Source organism: Mycobacterium sp. (assembly GCF_032159765.1).
In the GTDB taxonomy this organism is placed as follows: Bacteria; Actinomycetota; Actinomycetes; order Mycobacteriales; family Mycobacteriaceae; genus Mycobacterium.
On sequence record NZ_JAVHWM010000097.1, the window covers coordinates 54,809 to 72,096 of the forward strand.

Annotated in this window: 15 protein-coding genes; 10 read left to right on the top strand and 5 right to left on the bottom strand. The window is 65.4% G+C overall.

All coding sequences use genetic code 11. The annotated features are described in order from the left end of the window. The first annotated feature begins 68 nt into the window (after positions 1-68). The 5 genes from ettA to QOH60_RS10855 all read left to right on the top strand — a co-directional run bounded on the left by ettA (position 69) and on the right by QOH60_RS10855 (position 8,135). Positions 69-1,742: an energy-dependent translational throttle protein EttA gene (gene ettA / locus QOH60_RS10835; RefSeq protein ID WP_526420020.1), complete on the top strand. Its 1,674-nt coding sequence runs from the start codon at positions 69-71 to the stop codon at positions 1,740-1,742. 90 nt (positions 1,743-1,832) lie between these two features. Next, on the top strand, positions 1,833-6,674 hold the full coding sequence (locus tag QOH60_RS10840) for an NAD-glutamate dehydrogenase (RefSeq protein ID WP_526420022.1): 4,842 nt from the start codon (positions 1,833-1,835) through the stop codon (positions 6,672-6,674). Continuing rightward, a complete protein-coding gene (locus tag QOH60_RS10845; RefSeq protein ID WP_526420024.1) occupies positions 6,671-7,087 on the top strand; it encodes an acyl-CoA thioesterase in 417 nt (138 codons plus the stop codon). The genes QOH60_RS10840 and QOH60_RS10845 overlap by 4 nt, the downstream gene beginning before the upstream one ends. Beyond that, complete coding sequence (locus tag QOH60_RS10850; protein WP_526420026.1) at positions 7,084-7,737, top strand: DUF8185 domain-containing protein; 654 nt, start codon at positions 7,084-7,086, stop codon at positions 7,735-7,737. The genes QOH60_RS10845 and QOH60_RS10850 overlap by 4 nt, the downstream gene beginning before the upstream one ends. 143 nt (positions 7,738-7,880) lie before the next feature. Then, on the top strand, positions 7,881-8,135 hold the full coding sequence (locus QOH60_RS10855) for a hypothetical protein (protein WP_526420028.1): 255 nt from the start codon (positions 7,881-7,883) through the stop codon (positions 8,133-8,135). On the opposite strand, the gene QOH60_RS10860 is transcribed toward QOH60_RS10855, so the two are convergent. Then, the gene (locus tag QOH60_RS10860; protein WP_526420033.1) at positions 8,126-9,046 is read right to left on the bottom strand and encodes an oxygenase MpaB family protein; all 921 of its coding nucleotides are present in this window, start codon (positions 9,044-9,046) and stop codon (positions 8,126-8,128) included. The two genes, QOH60_RS10855 and QOH60_RS10860, sit on opposite strands and share 10 nt — an antisense overlap. Beyond that, positions 9,043-10,623, bottom strand: coding sequence for a glycoside hydrolase family 13 protein (locus tag QOH60_RS10865; protein WP_526420035.1), 1,581 nt, complete (start codon positions 10,621-10,623; stop codon positions 9,043-9,045). Before QOH60_RS10865 ends, QOH60_RS10860 begins: the two co-directional genes overlap by 4 nt. 123 nt (positions 10,624-10,746) lie before the next feature. On the opposite strand from QOH60_RS10865, the gene QOH60_RS10870 reads away from it, so the two are divergent. Further along, positions 10,747-11,394 (top strand): Rv2253/PknI dimerization domain-containing protein, encoded by a 648-nt coding sequence (locus QOH60_RS10870; protein WP_526420037.1) that lies wholly within the window; start codon positions 10,747-10,749, stop codon positions 11,392-11,394. 3 nt (positions 11,395-11,397) lie between these two features. Here QOH60_RS10870 and QOH60_RS10875 read toward each other — a convergent pair whose 3' ends face one another. Further along, positions 11,398-11,805, bottom strand: coding sequence for a globin (locus QOH60_RS10875; RefSeq protein WP_526420039.1), 408 nt, complete (start codon positions 11,803-11,805; stop codon positions 11,398-11,400). A gap of 109 nt (positions 11,806-11,914) precedes the next feature. Here QOH60_RS10875 and QOH60_RS10880 point away from each other — a divergent pair, with 109 nt between their 5' ends. The 3 genes from QOH60_RS10880 to QOH60_RS10890 all read left to right on the top strand — a co-directional run bounded on the left by QOH60_RS10880 (position 11,915) and on the right by QOH60_RS10890 (position 13,271). Further along, positions 11,915-12,526: an HNH endonuclease signature motif containing protein gene (locus QOH60_RS10880; protein ID WP_526420055.1), complete on the top strand. Its 612-nt coding sequence runs from the start codon at positions 11,915-11,917 to the stop codon at positions 12,524-12,526. Positions 12,527-12,595: 69 nt separating this feature from the next. Beyond that, positions 12,596-12,817 (top strand): aa3-type cytochrome oxidase subunit CtaJ, encoded by a 222-nt coding sequence (ctaJ, locus tag QOH60_RS10885; protein WP_526420057.1) that lies wholly within the window; start codon positions 12,596-12,598, stop codon positions 12,815-12,817. Beyond that, on the top strand, positions 12,804-13,271 hold the full coding sequence (locus QOH60_RS10890) for a DUF5130 family protein (protein WP_526420041.1): 468 nt from the start codon (positions 12,804-12,806) through the stop codon (positions 13,269-13,271). The genes ctaJ and QOH60_RS10890 overlap by 14 nt, the downstream gene beginning before the upstream one ends. A 90-nt stretch (positions 13,272-13,361) precedes the next feature. Here QOH60_RS10890 and pepN read toward each other — a convergent pair whose 3' ends face one another. After that, a complete protein-coding gene (gene pepN, locus QOH60_RS10895) occupies positions 13,362-15,944 on the bottom strand; it encodes an aminopeptidase N (protein WP_526420043.1) in 2,583 nt (860 codons plus the stop codon). A gap of 92 nt (positions 15,945-16,036) precedes the next feature. Here pepN and QOH60_RS10900 point away from each other — a divergent pair, with 92 nt between their 5' ends. After that, the gene (locus tag QOH60_RS10900) at positions 16,037-16,660 is read left to right on the top strand and encodes a mycothiol-dependent nitroreductase Rv2466c family protein (RefSeq protein ID WP_526420045.1); all 624 of its coding nucleotides are present in this window, start codon (positions 16,037-16,039) and stop codon (positions 16,658-16,660) included. Positions 16,661-16,664: 4 nt separating this feature from the next. Here the strand turns inward: QOH60_RS10900 and QOH60_RS10905 are convergent. Then, positions 16,665-17,288: DUF4331 family protein (locus QOH60_RS10905; protein WP_526420047.1), on the bottom strand; the 624-nt coding region annotated here is incomplete at its 5' end.

The following is a 17,288-nucleotide window of genomic DNA, read 5'->3' on the forward strand; positions in this document are numbered from 1 at the left end:
CAGTTGGGCGGTGCCTAGGATGGTCGCGGAGCATTCCCCGAAGACCACGAAAGGCACCGCACCCGGCAATGGCCGAATTCATCTACACCATGCGCAAGGTCCGCAAGGCGCACGGCGACAAAGTCATCCTCGACGACGTGACGCTGGCCTTCCTTCCGGGAGCCAAGATCGGCGTCGTCGGCCCCAACGGGGCGGGCAAGTCGAGCGTCTTGCGGATCATGGCGGGCCTGGACCAGGCGAACAACGGTGACGCGCTGTTGGCGCCGGGTGCGACTGTTGGCATCTTGCAGCAGGAACCGCCGCTGGACGAGACGAAGACTGTCCGCGAGAACGTCGAAGAGGGCGTGGCGATCAAGGCCAAGCTGAACCGCTACAACGAGGTCGCCGAGCTGATGGCCACCGACTACTCCGACGAGCTGATGGACGAGATGGGACGGCTGCAGGAGCAACTGGACGCGGCCGACGCTTGGGACATCGACTCCCAGCTCGAACAGGCGATGGATGCACTGCGCTGCCCGCCGCCCGACGAGCCGGTCACGCACCTGTCAGGTGGTGAGCGCCGCCGCGTCGCGCTGTGCAGGCTGCTGCTGGCCAAGCCCGACCTGTTGCTGCTCGACGAGCCGACCAACCACCTCGACGCCGAGAGCGTGCTGTGGCTGGAGAAACACCTCGCCGACTACAAAGGCGCGGTGCTGGCGGTGACCCACGATCGCTACTTCCTGGACAACGTGGCGCAGTGGATTCTGGAGCTCGACCGCGGACGTGCGTTCCCCTATGAGGGCAACTACTCGACGTATCTGGAGAAGAAGGCCGAGCGGATCGGTGTTCAGGGCCGCAAGGACGCCAAGCTGCAAAAGCGCCTGCAGGAGGAGCTGGCCTGGGTCCGCTCGGGCGCCAAGGCGCGGCAGGCCAAGGGCAAAGCCCGCCTTCAGCGCTACGAGGAGATGGCCGCCGAGGCCGAGAAGACGCGCAAGCTCGACTTCGAGGAAATCCAGATCCCCACGGGGCCGCGGTTGGGCAATGTGGTGGTCGAGGTCGACCACCTCGACAAGGGATTCGACGGGCGAGTGCTGATCAAGGACCTGTCGTTCACGCTGCCGCGCAACGGCATCGTCGGCGTGATCGGGCCCAACGGCGTCGGGAAGACCACGCTGTTCAAGACCATCGTCGGCCTCGAGGAACCGGACAGCGGCAACGTCAAGGTTGGCGAGACGGTCAAGCTCAGCTACGTCGACCAGTCCCGCGCCGGCATCGATCCGAACAAGAACGTGTGGCAGGTGGTCTCCGACGGGCTCGACTACATCGAGGTGGGCCAGAACGAGATACCGTCGCGCGCCTACGTCTCGGCGTTCGGCTTCAAAGGACCCGACCAGCAGAAGGCGGCCGGCGTCCTGTCCGGCGGTGAACGCAACCGGCTCAACCTCGCGCTCACGCTGAAAGAGGGCGGCAACTTGATCTTGCTCGACGAGCCGACCAACGACCTCGACGTCGAAACCCTCAGCTCGCTGGAGCACGCGTTGGACCAATTCCCCGGCTGCGCCGTGGTGATTTCCCACGACCGCTGGTTCCTCGACCGCACCTGCACGCACATCCTGGCGTGGGAGGGCGATGCGGACAACGAGGCGAAGTGGTTCTGGTTCGAGGGCAATTTCGCGGCCTACGAGGAAAACAAGGTGGATAGGCTCGGTGCCGACGCCGCGCGTCCGCATCGGGTGACACACCGCAGGCTGACACGCGACTAAAGTCCCGGGATTCCGGCCAGGTGCCGGGGTTACTGTGGGCTGCGGCTGCGTGCCAACGAGGGCGCGCCACGTCGACTGAGGAGCACCCCCATGACGGTTCGGCCGGACTCCACCAGCGTCGACCCGATCGCCGACTGGGGGAGGGTCGCGCCGCGGCTTGCGCAGGCCTACATCGAAAGCTATCGGGGTCCGCAAGGTGAGGCACCCGCCATCGGTGACAGCGGCCTGACCGCCCCGATTCGGGTCCGTGCCCTGCAGGTACTGACGCCGGCCGTGCTGGCGGCGCACGGTCGCTTGGGCTCGGTGCGGACACCGGGCGCGACGAACGTTGCCACCTACGCCGACGGCGATCTCGACAGCGCCGCGCCGGCGCTGCAGGTCGTCACCGACGAATTGCCGATGGTGCTCGAGGCGGTGACCGTCCTGCTCAATCGGCTCCGCGTTCCGTACGTCTCGATCATGAACCCCGTGTTCCGCGTCCGCCGCGACCCCAACGGCCACCTGCAGGACATCCACGTCGCCTCGGACAACGACGCGGGACCCGGCGTCCAGGAAGACTGGATCCACGTCGAGCTGGCCAAGGGCGTGGAACGCAGGTCCCTCGATGAGCTCAGACAGCAACTCCCAGTGGTTGTCACCGGCGTGCAGGAGACCGCCCGCGACTCCGACGCGATGCGGAGCGTGATGCGCGGAATCGCCGACTCCGTCGACACCGACACCTACAGCCGGTTCCCGGCCAAGACCCGCCATGAGGTGGCCCGTCTGCTGCGGTGGCTCGACGACGGACATTTCGTGCTGGTCGGTTACGAACGCTGCTCCGTTGGCGACGGCGACGCGGTTGTCGACGAGTCAAGCCGCCTCGGCGTGCTGCGCCACCGCCGGGAGGACTTCCCCCAGCTGACCAGAGCCGACCAGCTGATGGCGGTGACGCAGTCCACGCTCACTAGTTACCTCCGCTACGGCGCACACCCGTACGTCATCGTCGTGCGCGATGAGTCCGGCGGCGACTCCACCGAGCATCGGCTCCTTGGCCTGTTCACGGTCGCGGCGACCAACGCGAACGTGATGGAGATCCCGGTCATTTGCAGCCGGGTCGACAAGGTGTTGGAAATGTCGGGGCGCGACCCGAACTCGCTCTCCGGACAGTTGCTCCTCGACGTCATCCAAACCTTCCCGCGCTCAGAGCTTTTCGAGCTCGACGTTGACGAGATGCTGGCCATGGCGACCGAGATCATCGACGTCGGCTCGCGCCGCCGCACGCTGCTGTACATGCACCCAGACCAGCTCGGCCACTTCGTCTCGGCCCTGGTATATCTGCCCCGAGACCGCTACACGACGTCTGTGCGGCTTGAGATGATGGCCATCCTCGTGCGCGAGCTTGGCGGCGAAAGCATCGACTACGCCGCCAGGGTCAGTGAATCGCCTTGGGCTGCAGTGCATTTCACAGTCCGGCTGCCCGCCGGGGCAAGGCCGGGCGCCGTCGACACGTCGGACGACAACCGGCTGCGAATTCAGGCGCTGCTCACCGAGGCGGCCCGCACCTGGGGCGATCGGCTGCTCGGCGCCGCCCGATCCGACTCGATACCGCAGGCGGTGGCCGAACATTACGCCGAGGCTTTTCCCGAGAGCTACAAGCAGGCCATATCGCCGCAGAACGCGATCGCTGACATCGCGATCATCGAAGAGCTGCAGGATGATTCGGTCAAGCTCGTGTTCCTGCGGGGCAAGGATCACAGCGCCCAGCTGACCTGGTTTCTCGGCGGCCGGTCGGCCTCGCTGAGCCAGCTGCTCCCGATGCTGCAGAGCATGGGCGTCGACGTGCTCGAGGAACGACCGTTCACCGTGACCCGCGCGGACGGCCTGCAGGTGTGGATCTATCAGTTCAAGATCTCCCCGCACGCCACGATTCCGGACCCGCCTGATGGAACCGATCCCGAGGACAGCGCACAGCGGTTCGCCGATGCGGTGACTGCGATCTGGCGCGGTCAGGCAGAAGTCGACCGGTTCAACGAGCTGGTGCTGCGCGCCGGACTGACATGGCGGCAGGTAGTGATCCTGCGCGCATACGCAAAATATCTGCGGCAGGCCGCATTTCCCTATAGCCAGTCGCATATCGAGACGGTGATCAACGACTATCCGCACACCGCGCGTGCTCTCGTCGAGTTGTTCGAGGCGCTGTTCGACCCGTCGAAGTCCACCAAGCGCGATGGGCAGGCCGCAGCTGCCGCCGTCGCCAAAGACATCGACGCTCTGGTCAGCCTCGACACCGACCGGGTGATGCGCGCGTTCGCCTCGTTGGTGCAGGCGACGCTGCGCACCAACTACTTCGTGACGCGCGAGGGTTCTGCCCGCCTGCAGGGCGTGCTGTCGATAAAACTGAACCCGCGGCTCGTAGACGAATTACCGCTGCCCCGGCCGAGATTCGAGATTTTCGTGTACTCCCCGGCCGTGGAAGGTGTGCACCTGCGGTTCGGGCCGGTCGCGCGCGGCGGTCTGCGCTGGTCCGACCGGCGCGAGGACTTCCGCACCGAGGTGCTCGGTCTGGTGAAGGCGCAGGCGGTGAAGAACGCAGTCATCGTGCCCGTCGGCGCCAAGGGCGGTTTCGTGGTCAAACGTCCGCCGATTCCCACCGGTGACCCCGCCGCCGATCGTGACGCGACCCGCGCGGAAGGTGTTGCCAGCTACAAGATGTTCGTTGCGGGGCTGCTGGACGTGACCGACAACGTCGACCGGGAGAGCGGAAAGGTCACTTCGCCAGACCGCGTCGTGCGGCGCGACGATGACGATGCGTATCTCGTCGTCGCGGCCGACAAAGGCACCGCGACATTTTCGGACATCGCGAACGAGGTTGCCAAGTCCTACGGATTCTGGCTGGGTGACGCGTTCGCGTCGGGCGGCTCGGTCGGCTATGACCATAAGGCCATGGGCATCACCGCGAAGGGCGCATGGGAAGCGGTGAAGCGTCACTTCCGCGAGATGGGTGTCGATACGCAGAGTGAGGATTTCGCCGTCGTCGGTATCGGCGACATGAGTGGCGACGTCTTCGGCAATGGCATGTTGCTGTCCAAGCACATTCGATTGGTTGCCGCCTTCGATCATCGTCACATCTTCTTGGATCCCGACCCCGATGCCGCGACGTCATGGGAGGAGCGCAACCGACTCTTTGGGCTTCCGCGGTCGAGCTGGGATGACTACAACAAGTCACTCATCAGCCAGGGCGGCGGAGTGTTCAGCCGCGAGCAGAAGTCCATCACGGTGAGCCACGAGATACGTCGGGCCCTCGGGCTGCCCGACGACCGGACCGAGATGACGCCGCCCGAGCTGGTGAAAGCCGTGTTGTGCGCACCGGTGGACCTGCTGTTCAACGGCGGCATCGGCACCTATGTCAAAGCGGAGTCCGAGTCCAACATCGACGTCGGCGATCGCTCGAACGACATCGTCCGTATCAACGGTAATCAGGTGCGCGCCAAGGTGGTTGGTGAGGGCGGCAATCTCGGGCTGACCGAGTTGGGGCGCATCGAATACGACCTGAGCGGCGGACGGATCAACACCGACGCGCTCGACAACTCCGCAGGAGTCGACTGTTCCGACCACGAGGTCAACATCAAGATTCTCGTCGACTCACTGATCACTGCCGGCAAGGTCGCGCCCGAAGAACGCACGCAGTTGCTGGAGTCGATGACCGACGAGGTCGGCCGCCTTGTACTCGACGACAACATCGAGCAGAACGACCTGATGGGCACCAGTCGCGCCAACGCAGCCAGCCTGTTCCCCGTGCACGCGCGCCAAATCGAACACCTGGAAAGGGATCACGGGCTCAACCGGGAACTCGAGGCGCTGCCGTCGGAGAAGGAGATCAAGCGCCGCAGAGACGCGGGGCTGGGCCTGACCTCGCCCGAGCTGGCGACGTTGATGGCGCACGTGAAGCTCGAGTTGAAGGACCAGGTGCTGGCCAGCGATGTGGCGGACCAGGACGTGTTCGCGGCCAGGCTGCCCGCATACTTCCCGTCCGATCTGCGCGACAAGTTCGACGCGGAGATCCGCAACCACCAGCTGCGCAGAGAGATCGTGACCACGATGCTGGTCAACGATGTGGTCGATTGCGGAGGAATCTCGTACGCCTATCGGGTGGCTGAGGAAACAGGCGTCAGCCTCGTCGACGCCGTTCGCGCATTCGTGGCCGCCGACGCGATCTTCGGTATCGGTGACATGTGGCGCCGGGTCGTCGAATTGGGACGCGATGGCGACGTCTCGGTGGTGTTGTCAGACCGGATGACGTTGGACCTGCGCCGGTTGCTCGACCGGGCGTCGCGGTGGTTGATCAACTACCGCCCGCAACCGCTGGCGGTCGGGGCGGAGATCAACCGGTTCGCATCCCAGGTCAGGGAATTGTCGCCGCGGATTGGCGAATGGCTGCGCGCGGCGGATTGGGAGATCGTCAACGGCCACGCCCGCGAGTTCGTCTCTCACGGTGTCCCAGAGGATGTCGCGGGAGCCGTCGCTGCGGGGCTGTACAGCTACAGCTTGCTCGACGTGATCGACATCGCCGACATCACCGATCGCGACAACAACGAGGTCGCCGACGCCTACTTCGCGCTGATGGGCCATTTGAACGTCGACGAGCTCCTTACCGCGGTGTCCGGACTCGAGCGCAACGACCACTGGCATACGTTGGCGCGCCTAGCGATTCGCGACGACATCTACGGGTCGATGCGCTCACTGTGTCTCGATGTCCTGGCCGTGGGAGAGCCGGAGGAAAGCGGCGAGGAGAAGATCGCGGAGTGGGAGCACACGAACACAACGCGCATCGAGCGCGCCCGTCGCACCCTTACCGACATCTACAACAGCGACGAGCATGATCTGGCGACGCTGTCGGTCGCGGCCCGGCAGATCCGCAGCATGACGCGAGCGGGCTCGGGGAGTTCGGTTTGAAGGCCTCTGGCTTCACCACGCCGGTGCCGGTGAGGTGGTCCGACATCGACATGTACCAGCATGTCAACCACGCGACGATGGTGACGATCCTCGAGGAAGCGCGTGTGCCGTTCCTTCTGGAGCCATTCGGGGACGAGATCGCGACGATCGGCTTGCTGATCCACGAAGTGCGGGTGCTCTATAAAGGCCAACTGCGCCTGGTGGATTCACCATTGCAGGTGACGATCTTCAGCACCCGTGTGCGCGCCGTGGATTTCACGCTGGGTTACGAGGTGCGACCGGCCGGCGCCGATCCAAGCGTCAAGCCATCGGTGATCGCCGAGACGCAGCTGGCGGCCGTGCACATTCAGGAGCAGCGGCTGCAACGGCTGAGCCCTGCGCAGCGCAATTATCTGCAACGCTGGATGCGATGACGTCGACGCCGGAGCGCGGTCTGTGGTTGACCGACAGCGCCGCGCGCGCAAACCTCGGGGCATTCGTCGAGCGCGCTCGTCGGCTCGACGACGCCGTCGTGATCCGGCTCTGCCAACGGTCAGCAGACGCTCTGGTAGCTTGGGCCGCAACGGGTTTCGATGTACTGGCCAGCCGGGTGGTAAAGGGCACGGTGCGACCGGCGGACATCTGCGCCGACGCGGACGCATTGCTGCGCGGATTGTCGGCCGTGGATCCGTCCGACTCGGTCGATTCAGGATATGTCGACCCCGGTTTCGCGATGGACTCGGCCTGGCGGGGGGTGTTGCCGCCCGATTCGGGCTTCGTCCATGTCGACGACGTGCCTGCGAGCGCGGTGCTCGCGCTCGCGGACCGTGGCGCCGAGGTGTCCAAAGAGCAAGGCTCCCAAGGGCCGCCGGTGTCTCTACTGGATCAAGAAGTCATCCACGTCAGCGGGTCGGGCGTAAGGGTCGGTATCCCGATGCGCTGCATCTTCGCCTTGACGGCAATGGGATTCGTCGGCGATCTGCCCGAAGAGGTAGTACGGGTGCGCACGGTGGGAGTGTGGTTGCGCATCGACGCGAGGTACGGCTCGGTGTACCGTCGCCGAGACCTCCTGCGTTTGGTCTAGCGCCGGAACCACAAATTGTGTGCAAGGAAGGTCTAGTTCGGGGCTTCCTTGCAGTTCAAGGGCGTTCTCAACATCTTCTCAGTGTTGATCTGGCAAACTCGGCGGTGTTTGCGCACTAATCAGATTTGGGAAGGCAACGAATGATGTCCTTGCGATCGTTGACCCAGCTTCATCGTCGGACGTTGACGATGGTGTCGCTGTCGCTGACGGCAGCCGCGGTGGCCTGTGGATTGCTGTTCGCTGCGGCGTCCTCGGAGCAGGCCCCTGGCGCGGGCGCTGTGGTGGTTGCCCAACCCGCCGACTCGACTCAGCGGCCCGTATCGACGACAGTCCCGCCGGTCGCCTCTGGCGGTCAAAAGACCGTCTCGGGCAAATGGCACGCCGGGCGTTATTGGTAGCCGCCTAGCCCGGACAAACGTGCTCCCCCGCAAGCGGGTGGGGGTGGCGTAGGTCGGCTCGCGGCTAGCGCCCATCGGATACCGCTGACCAACACACGCCCGCTCATCCGGACCGCGGTGTTTTCGATCGGGGGAAAGTAAGGCAGCCGCAACGGCATTCGCGCCCAGGACGGCAACATCGCCACCGCAGTTGCCGACAGCACGGCATAGGGGCCGCGGGCTGGTAGCGGCAAGGGTGGCGTGAGCAGCAGGAACTTGGCGGCGTCGCGCGCCGCAGCGGTGCCGTGCAACTCAGCGCGGTAAGCGTCGATCCGGTCGCCCAGTTCGCGTTCGGTGCGTGGAGGGTCCAGGACGCCGAGCGCCTCGGCGACTCTCGCCGTGTCGCCGACGTAGCCGTCTCGGCCGTCTTGGTCGAGCGGTTCGGCGCCGTACAGCTGATGGGCGAGCAAAAAGCTGTCCACCTCAGCGATGTGCACCCACTCCAGAAGGTGGGGATCGGCAGCATGATAGGGCCTGCCGTCGGCAGCGAATCCCCGGACCCGCTGGTGGATTCCGCGGACGCGGTCAACGGCACGTTGGGCGTCATCGGCAGTGCCGTAGGTGGTCACTGCGAGGAAGGTGCTGGTGCGCTGGAGCCGTCCCCACGGATCACCCCGATAATCGGAATGCTCTGCGACGCCGGCCATCGCCAGCGGATGCAACGACTGCAACAACAGTGCCCGCAGGCCGCCGACGAACATCGATGCGTCGGCGTGTACCCGCCGGACTGGGCGGTCCTCGGCGAACCAGCGCGGGCCCGGGGTGTGATGGATGCGCGCCCGGTTCGTGGGGCCGTCTGGTCCCGCGATCATACCGAACAGACTGCGGCCCAACGCTTCCCGCAAGCGCGTCAGCTCCGATAACACCGTCATCGCACCAGCCACGCGGCGGAATCCGGCGGCAGCATCCCGTCGACCAGCGGAGCACTGGCCAAAAGCACCTTGCCTGAGGGCAATTCGACAGCATCAGCTCCGGCGTTGAGGATGCAGACCAGGCCGCCATCGACGACCCGGAAGATCAGCACGTTCGCAGGTGCCTTGAGCCACTCCAGCGTCGACCCGTCGAGTTCGGCGCGTTCGCGCCGCAATTGCAGCGCTGTGCGGAAGAACGTCAGCGTCGAGTCTGGGTCCGAAAGCTGCTTAGCCACCGTGAGTTGCGCCCATTCCGGCGGGATCGGCAGCCAAGTGTCGGGATTGTCCGAGAACCCGAACGGAGGTTCGTCGCCGCTCCAGGGCATCGGCACCCGCACGCCGTCGCGGCCCCGCTCAATGCTGCCGGACCTGCGCCACACGGGATCCTGCAGCGCCTCGTCGGGAAGGTCGACGTTGGGCAGGCCGAGTTCCTCCCCGTTGTAGATGAACACGGCGCCGGGCAGCGCGAGCATCACCAATGCCATCGCCCGCGCGCGCGCCAGCCCGGCCGCGCCGCCGCCGTACCGGGTGACTTCCCGCTCGACGTCGTGGTTGGACAGCGTCCAGGTCGGGGCGGCGTCGACGCGTGCAACCGCTTGCAGAGAATGCTCGATCGCGGCTCGGATGTCCGCCGCGTCGAACTTGGTTCGCACCAGCCTGAAATTGAAACCCATGTGCAATTCGTCGGGCCTGAGGTACTTCCCGAAGTCGTTGTCGTCGAACACCCAGATCTCGCCGATCGCGACCGCGTCCGGGTAATCGTTGAGCACTCGTCTGATCCCGCGGTGGATTTCGTGGACTCCGTCGTGGTTGAACCGCGGGTCGTCGTCGTCGAGCGTCAGCATCGGCAGGTTGGGGTTCTTCATGTCGGGCAACCCCGGAGGCTTGGCCATGCCGTGTGCGACGTCCAGCCGGAACCCGTCGACCCCGCGCTCCAGCCAAAACCGCAATGTCTTTTCGAGGTCCTCGAACACCTCGGGGTTCTCCCAATTCAGGTCTGGCTGTTCGGCATCGAAGAGATGCAGATACCACTGCCCGGGGTTGCCGTCGGGTTCGGTGACCCGGGTCCAGGCGTGCCCGCCGAAGACCGACACCCAATTGTTCGGGGGCAGTTCGCCGTTGGCTCCGCGTCCGTCGCGGAAGATGTACCGCTCTCGTTGCGCCGACTCGGGCCCGGCAGCCAACGCCGCTTGAAACCACGGGTGTTGGGAGCTGGTGTGGTTGGGGACGAGGTCCATCGTCACTTTGATTCCGCGCGCGTGTGCCCCTTCGACCAACGCGTCGAGCGCCTCCAGATCACCGAAGAGCGGATCGATATCCCGCGGATCGGCGACGTCGTAGCCGTGATCGGCCATCGGTGACACCGTCACCGGGTTCAGCCAGATCGCATCGATGCTGAGCAGCGCGAGGTAGTCGAGCTTGGCCGCCACGCCGTTGAGATCGCCGACGCCGTCGCCGTTGCTGTCGAGAAACGAACGTGGATACGCCTGATAGAAGACTGCACGTGACCACCACGGCCGGCCACTGAGGTCACCCACGAGCGACCATTGTGCCGTAATGGAAGGCTAGGCATTCAACGGGCGCCGAGCCCCCACCAGCGGGCGCACATACGACGGATCGGTGCGATCATGCGTGGCCCCCTGACTGGCAGACTCAGCGATATGACGACGCGTATTCACACGGCAGCGGCCCACGGGTTCCTCGCCACGGCGGTCGGCGTCCTTTGCCTTGCGTGCTCGGCGGGCCAGAACGCGTCCACGGGCTCGTCGGCTCACAGCACTGCGTTGACGGGCTCGGTTCCCGCGGCGACGTCGTCGTCGCCGGGCGCCGATCCGGTGTTCGACGGGTTGTATCTGCAGTTCGTCGACGGGCCCCACAGCACCTACAACGGTGCGCCGCGCTCAGCGGGCCAGCCGATCACGCAGTGGTGGGCCTTTCGGTCGGCCTGCATGCCGGCCGGATGCGTGGCCACCAGCACGAAGCTCAACGATGCCAACACCAACGTCGCCGAGATGCCCCCGAACCAGCGCGTCTACCACTTTGTCAACGGCGCGTGGGAATGGGCCCAGGACGACGAGATGCAATGTCAACTCGCGGACGGCGCGCCCGCGGCAGGGTCGACGAAGGCTCACCACGTGACGCGTCTGATGCCGCAGCCCGACGGAAGTCTGGCCGGCAAGTCGATCACCACAGCGCTCGACGACGGCTGCAAGGACAAGGGCGCGGTGACGGAGACGCCGACGACGTACACGCGCAAGGGCGAGGTCCCCCCCGACATCCCTATGATCGACCCAACCAAGGCGGGTTGAGGCTCAGAAGGCCGAGTTGACCATGGAATGGGCGGCCATCTCCAGGTAGGCCAGCAACTCTGCGCGGTGCTCGTCGTCAAGGGTCTGCGCGTCGATCGACGCCACCGCTGTGTGCATGCACCGCAGCCACGCGTCGCGCTCGAACGGCCCGATCCGGAACGGCGCATGCCGCATCCGCAGGCGTGGGTGGCCGCGCTGGTCGGAATAGGTGCGCGGCCCGCCCCAGTACTGCTCGAGGAACATCCGCAGCCGCACTTCAGCCGCGTCCAGTTCGTCGTCGGGATAGAGCGGACGCAGGATCTCGTCCTCACGGACCAGGGCATAGAACGTCGAGACGATCTTGTGGAAGGTCTCGGCGCCACCGACCGCGTCGTAGAACGATTGCTGGGTTGTGGAATCCATCGCCTCCATTGTGGGGCATCGCGCTCGTCACCCGGTGTTCACCAATTGACCTGCGAACACGCTCAGAAATGTCGTGCACTATGTCGCTATTCATGGTGGACTGATCGGCGGAGGTGACATGGCGCATGGCAAGAAGGGCCGGCGATCCGGCCCGCTCGTTGAGCGCGTCATGCACTCCGTCGACGCCCATCCCGCGCCCGAATCCGGGTCGCTATGGGGCCGCCGCCGGGTTTTGTTGCTGAACTCGACCTTCGAACCGCTGACCGCGCTTCCGATGCGGCGCGCCGTCGTCATGCTGCTGTGCGGGAAGGCCGACGTGGTGCATGACGACCCCTCCGGTCCCGTGATTCATTCCGCGACGCGTTCGATCCAGGTGCCGTCGGTGATCCGGCTGCGTTCTTATGTCCGGGTGCCGTACCGGGCACGCATCCCGATGACTCGCGCGGCGTTGATGCACCGCGACCGGTTCCGGTGCGCCTACTGCGGCGCCAAGGCTGACACCGTCGACCACGTGGTGCCGCGCAGCCGCGGGGGCGGCCACACCTGGGAGAACTGCGTGGCCAGCTGCTCGCCATGCAACCACCGCAAAGCCGACCGGCTGCTCACCGAGCTCGGCTGGACGCTGCGCGCGATCCCGTCCACGCCGAAGGGTCAGCACTGGCGGCTGCTGTCCACGGTGAAAGAACTCGACCCCGCCTGGGAGCGATACCTGGGCGAGGGTGCGGCGTAGCTTTTTGCTCGTCACGTCGGCTCACGCGGCTTCATTCCGACTGCTACGGTTTGGCTCGTGAGCGTTCTCATGGTCCACGCGTTGTTCGTGGGTATTCCGCTGGCGCTGGTCGTTATCCTGGCCGCTCTCATCTGGTCTCGGAAGGGCCCGCATGCGGCGAGCTACAAGATGTCGGAGCCGTGGACGCATGAGCCGATCCTGTGGGCAGCGACCGGCGAGCATGTCGGCAACCCGCACGGCCACGGATCCCACGAGCTGAAGATCGGAGGTGGCGCCAGTGGCAAGTGGTGAGCTCGCGACGCTGGACGAGCCCGATCTGCCGTACGGGTTCGTCATCACGTCGAGCGGACGCATCTCCGGAGTCACAGAGCCCGGCGAATTGTCGGTGCACTACCCGTTTTCGACGGAGGATCTGGTCACGCTCGACGACGCGCTGACCTACGGCTCGCGAGGGTCGAAGGCGCGGATGGCGGTGTACATTGGTGAGCTCGGCCCGAATTCGGCGACGCGCGCGCGAGAGATTCTTGCGCAGGTGCCCACGCCCAATGACGCTGTGCTGCTCGCGGTTTCGCCGAACGAGCACGTCATCGAGGTCGTCTATGGCGAAGGCGTGAAGGGCCGCGGTGCCGAATCGGCCGCGCCGCTCGGGGTTGCGGCCGCCGCGTCGTCGTTCAAGGACGGCAACTTGATGGACGGCCTGATCAGCGCCGTCCGGGTGCTCAGCGCCGGCATCTCCCCGCCCTGATTGCTGCTGAGCTTCGCGAAATGGAATTCCATGTAGTAGATCCGCGTGGATTACTACACGGAATTCCATTTCGCGGCGGCGCGGACGGCGCTAGAACGCGTCGAAGCTGCGGGCTCTCAGCGCGCGCTCGACTCCGGCTTTTCCTTCGAGCACCAGGCGCCGCAGCGCGGGCGGCCACTCGTCGCTGAGGAACTCGCCGGCCCTCGCGACTGCGTCCTCGCTGATGTCCCAGCTGGGATAGAGCCCGATCACGACGGTCTGCGCGACCTCACTCGACCGCCGCTCCCACACGCCGGGAATCGCCTCGAAGTAGCGCGACGTGAACGGCTGCAGCAATTCGCCCTGACCAGGCGCGGCGAACCCACCGATGATCGCGCGCCCGACGATGTTGGGCAGCGTGTCGTCTTCGATGACGTCGGTCCATGCCTTCTCCTTGACCACCAGCTGGGGTCGCGCTGCCGCGGCGGCGGCCGCGCTGCGCTTGCCGGTGGCCGTTGGATCGCGCTGCGCCTCGGCATCGATGAACGGTGTCTCCAGGCCGTCGGCGTCCACGACTCCGGATCTGGCGAGCGCGCTGACGATGCGCCAGCGCAGGTCGGTGTCGACGACGAGCCCGACGAGGCCCTGCTGGCCGTGGTCCTCGTCGAGGAGCGAGGCCAGCACCTCGATGTGCCGGTGCTGCAGCACCGACGTGCACAACGCGTTGATGTAGGCCAGTTCATGATCGGAACCGGGTTCGGCCGCGCGCGCCAGCTCCAGGAGCCGGTCGGCGAACATCGGCCATCCCTCCGCGCAGGCCCACCCGGGTTCGGCGTAGGAGCCTAGCGCGGTCTGCGCCTGCAACAGCAGCCGCTGGGCCACCCCGACCTCTGTCTCGGCGGGTATGCCCTCGCACACCAATGCCACGAAGTCGCGGGCCTTCAGCTCGGCTTCCCTGGTCATCTCCCATGCCGCCGACCACACCAGCGTGCGCGGGAGTGGGTCGTCGATGTCAGCGATGCGGGACAGCGCCGTCGCCAATGACTGGTCGTCGAGCCGCAGCGAGCAGTACGTCAAGTCGTCGTCATTGACCAGCACCAGTTCGCCGCGTGAAACACCCTCCAACACAGGTACTTCCGTCAACTCACCCTCGACGTCAAGCTCCTCGCGATGCACGCGCACGAGCTTGCCCATGCCGTCGTCGTCGTAAATCCCGACTGCAAGGCGGTGCACTCTGGTTTCGCCGGCGCCGGGTTCGGCTCCGCTCTGCCGAATGGCGAACCGGGTGAGCCGGTTGTTCTCGTCGACGTCGAATTCGGCGCGTAGCGTGTTGAGCCCGGTGGTCTTCAACCACTGGCTACCCCAATCGGAAAGATCTCGGCCAGAAGACTTTTCGAGCGCGCTCAGCAAATCGTCGAAGGTCGCGTTGTCGAACTCGTGTGCCCGGAAGTAATCGCGCAGTCCGGCCAGGAAGTTGTCGAGCCCGACGTAGGCGACCAGCTGCTTGAGCACGCTGGCGCCCTTGGCGTAGGTGATCCCATCGAAGTTGACCTCGACGGCGGCGAGATCGGGGATGTCCGCGGCCACCGGGTGCGTCGACGGCAGCTGGTCTTGCCGGTACGCCCACGACTTCTCGACGTTGGCGAACGTCGTCCACGCCTCGGTGAATTCCGTTGCGCGGCTTTGGCACAGCACCGACGCGAACGTAGCGAACGACTCGTTGAGCCAGAGGTCGTCCCACCAGCGCATGGTGACGAGATCGCCGAACCACATGTGCGCCATCTCGTGCAGTACAGTCTCGGCGCGCCGCTCGTATGATGCGCGAGTCACCTTGCTACGGAACACATAGTCTTCGAGGAATGTCACCGCGCCGGCGTTCTCCATCGCCCCGGCGTTGAACTCGGGGACGAACAGCTGGTCGTACTTACCGAACGCGTAAGGGACACCGAAGTTTTCGTGGTAGAAGCCGAAGCCTTGCTTGGTCTGCGTGAAAAGCCGCTCGTCGTCCATGAACTCGGCCAGCGACCCGCGGCAGAAGATGCCGAGGGGGATCTCGCCGTGCTCGTCGGCGTACAGGTCGTCCCAACGCGCGTATGGACCGGCAATCAGCGCGACAAGGTAGGTGCTCATGCGCGGCGTGGTCGCGAAGACATGCACTGTGGCGCCCTCACGCTCCGTCGTGGAGGCTTCGGCGCCGTTGGACACCACCTGCCAGTGCTCGGGCGCGGTCACGATCACGTCGAACGTCGCCTTGATGTCAGGCTGATCGAAGCACGCGAACATCCGCTTGGCGTCGGCGGTTTCGAACTGTGAGTACAGGTACACCTCGTCGTCGACCGGGTCGACGAACCGGTGCAGGCCCTCGCCGGTGTGCGAATAAAGGCAGTCGGCGTCGACGATCAGCACGTTGTGCTCGTCGGCGATGTTCAGCGTGATGCCGGTGGATTCGTCGTACCCGGAGACGTCGATGTCGACTCCGTTGAGTGTTGCGCTGCGTACGGTATCGGCGGCGATATCGATGACGGTGTCGGCGCCGGCGGTCGCGTCGAACGTCACCGTCGTCAGCGACCGAAACGTGGTCTCGCCGGGCGCGCCGTGGCCGTCGGTGAGGTCGAGCTCGATCTTGTAGTTGTCGACGGTGACGAGAGCCGCGCGTTCGATCGCCTGGTCACGTGTGAGGTTCGGAAGTGCCACGGGTCCAACATAACGGGATCGGGAACACGTGCATGCTGGTGGTAGTTGTGCTGAATGGAAGGCTGCCCACATCACGCCTGAGAGGACTCTAAATGGCTGAAAAGGCCCCGGCTAAATCGCAAGCCGATTTCTGGTTCGACCCGCTGTGCCCCTGGTGTTGGATCACGTCCCGGTGGATTCTCGAGGTCGAGAAGGTTCGCGACATCGAGACCAACTTCCACATCATGAGCCTGGCCGTGCTCAACGAGAACAAAGAGGACCTGCCGGACGAGTACCGCGACAGGCTGAAGGAGGCGTGGAAGCCGGTCCGGGTGCTGATGGCCGCGGAGCAGGACAAGGGCGATGAGGTGCTTGCGCCGCTGTACAAGGCGATGGGCACACGTATCCACAACCAGGGCAACAAGGACTTCGACGATGTGATCAAGGGATCACTCGAGGAAGTCGGCCTTCCCGCCGAGCTCGCCGACGCGGCCAACACCGACAAGTTCGACGACGCGATCCGCAAGAGCCACCACGCCGGCATGGACGCCGTCGGCGACGACGTCGGCACGCCGACGATTCACGTCAACGGCGTCGCGTTCTTCGGGCCTGTGCTCTCCCGCATCCCTCGCGGCGAAGAGGCGGGCAAGCTGTGGGACGCGTCGGTGACCTTCGCGTCGTATCCCCATTTCTGGGAACTCAAGCGCACCCGCACCGAGCCGCCGCAATTCGACTGACGGACTAGTGCGGGGTGCCCAGGTACGGGAACTCCGAGAGCGTGTCCGTGTGCGGTGAGAGCCCCGACGGCGGAATCTCGCCCTTCGACAGGAACGCCAGCCGGTAGTCGATGACGTCGTCGGTGAACACCCGTCCGTTCGGGTATTTCGCAGGCTCGGACGGGTTGAACGTCAACATGTCCGGAAGCGTGCCTTCCTTGTCGATTGCCGTGATGGCCTCGTCGCGCGTGTAGTTGCCGGTGTGCCCCATCAGGTGGACGAACTGGTCGAGCCAGCGGTCCCGATCGTTGACGGGTTCGCTCGCGTTGTACTCCAGTTTGGTGTCGTCGGTGTTGAAGAAGCTGCTCACTGACGGGTGTCCCGCGCGGTCGACGTGAAGCAGCTCGCCGTCGCGGCGAAGGCTGCAGCGTCCCCAGATGCGGATTACCGGATTGGCGCCCAGCTGCTCGGTTGGCAGTTCGATCACCGTCGAGAAAACGTTGGCCTCGGTGTTGGAATCGACGCCCGTCCACGGCGGCGGGCCGTCGAAGTGCGGTGAGGTGGGGGAGGTGAAGTTGCGCGTACCCGAGGTGTCGAACAGGTTCTTGACGCCGTCGAAGTCGAAGAAGAACGCGTCGCTGCGAGCGCC

Coding starts and splice junctions, on each gene's coding strand:
- QOH60_RS10860 (WP_526420033.1), bottom strand. CDS start 9,046: ATGACGGTGTTATCGGAGCTGACGCGCTTGCGGGAAGCGTTGGGCCGC.
- QOH60_RS10855 (WP_526420028.1), top strand. CDS start 7,881: ATGTCCTTGCGATCGTTGACCCAGCTTCATCGTCGGACGTTGACGATG.
- QOH60_RS10880 (WP_526420055.1), top strand. CDS start 11,915: ATGGCGCATGGCAAGAAGGGCCGGCGATCCGGCCCGCTCGTTGAGCGC.
- QOH60_RS10840 (WP_526420022.1), top strand. CDS start 1,833: ATGACGGTTCGGCCGGACTCCACCAGCGTCGACCCGATCGCCGACTGG.
- QOH60_RS10850 (WP_526420026.1), top strand. CDS start 7,084: ATGACGTCGACGCCGGAGCGCGGTCTGTGGTTGACCGACAGCGCCGCG.
- ctaJ (WP_526420057.1), top strand. CDS start 12,596: ATGGTCCACGCGTTGTTCGTGGGTATTCCGCTGGCGCTGGTCGTTATC.
- QOH60_RS10870 (WP_526420037.1), top strand. CDS start 10,747: ATGACGACGCGTATTCACACGGCAGCGGCCCACGGGTTCCTCGCCACG.
- QOH60_RS10875 (WP_526420039.1), bottom strand. CDS start 11,805: ATGGAGGCGATGGATTCCACAACCCAGCAATCGTTCTACGACGCGGTC.
- ettA (WP_526420020.1), top strand. CDS start 69: ATGGCCGAATTCATCTACACCATGCGCAAGGTCCGCAAGGCGCACGGC.
- QOH60_RS10900 (WP_526420045.1), top strand. CDS start 16,037: ATGGCTGAAAAGGCCCCGGCTAAATCGCAAGCCGATTTCTGGTTCGAC.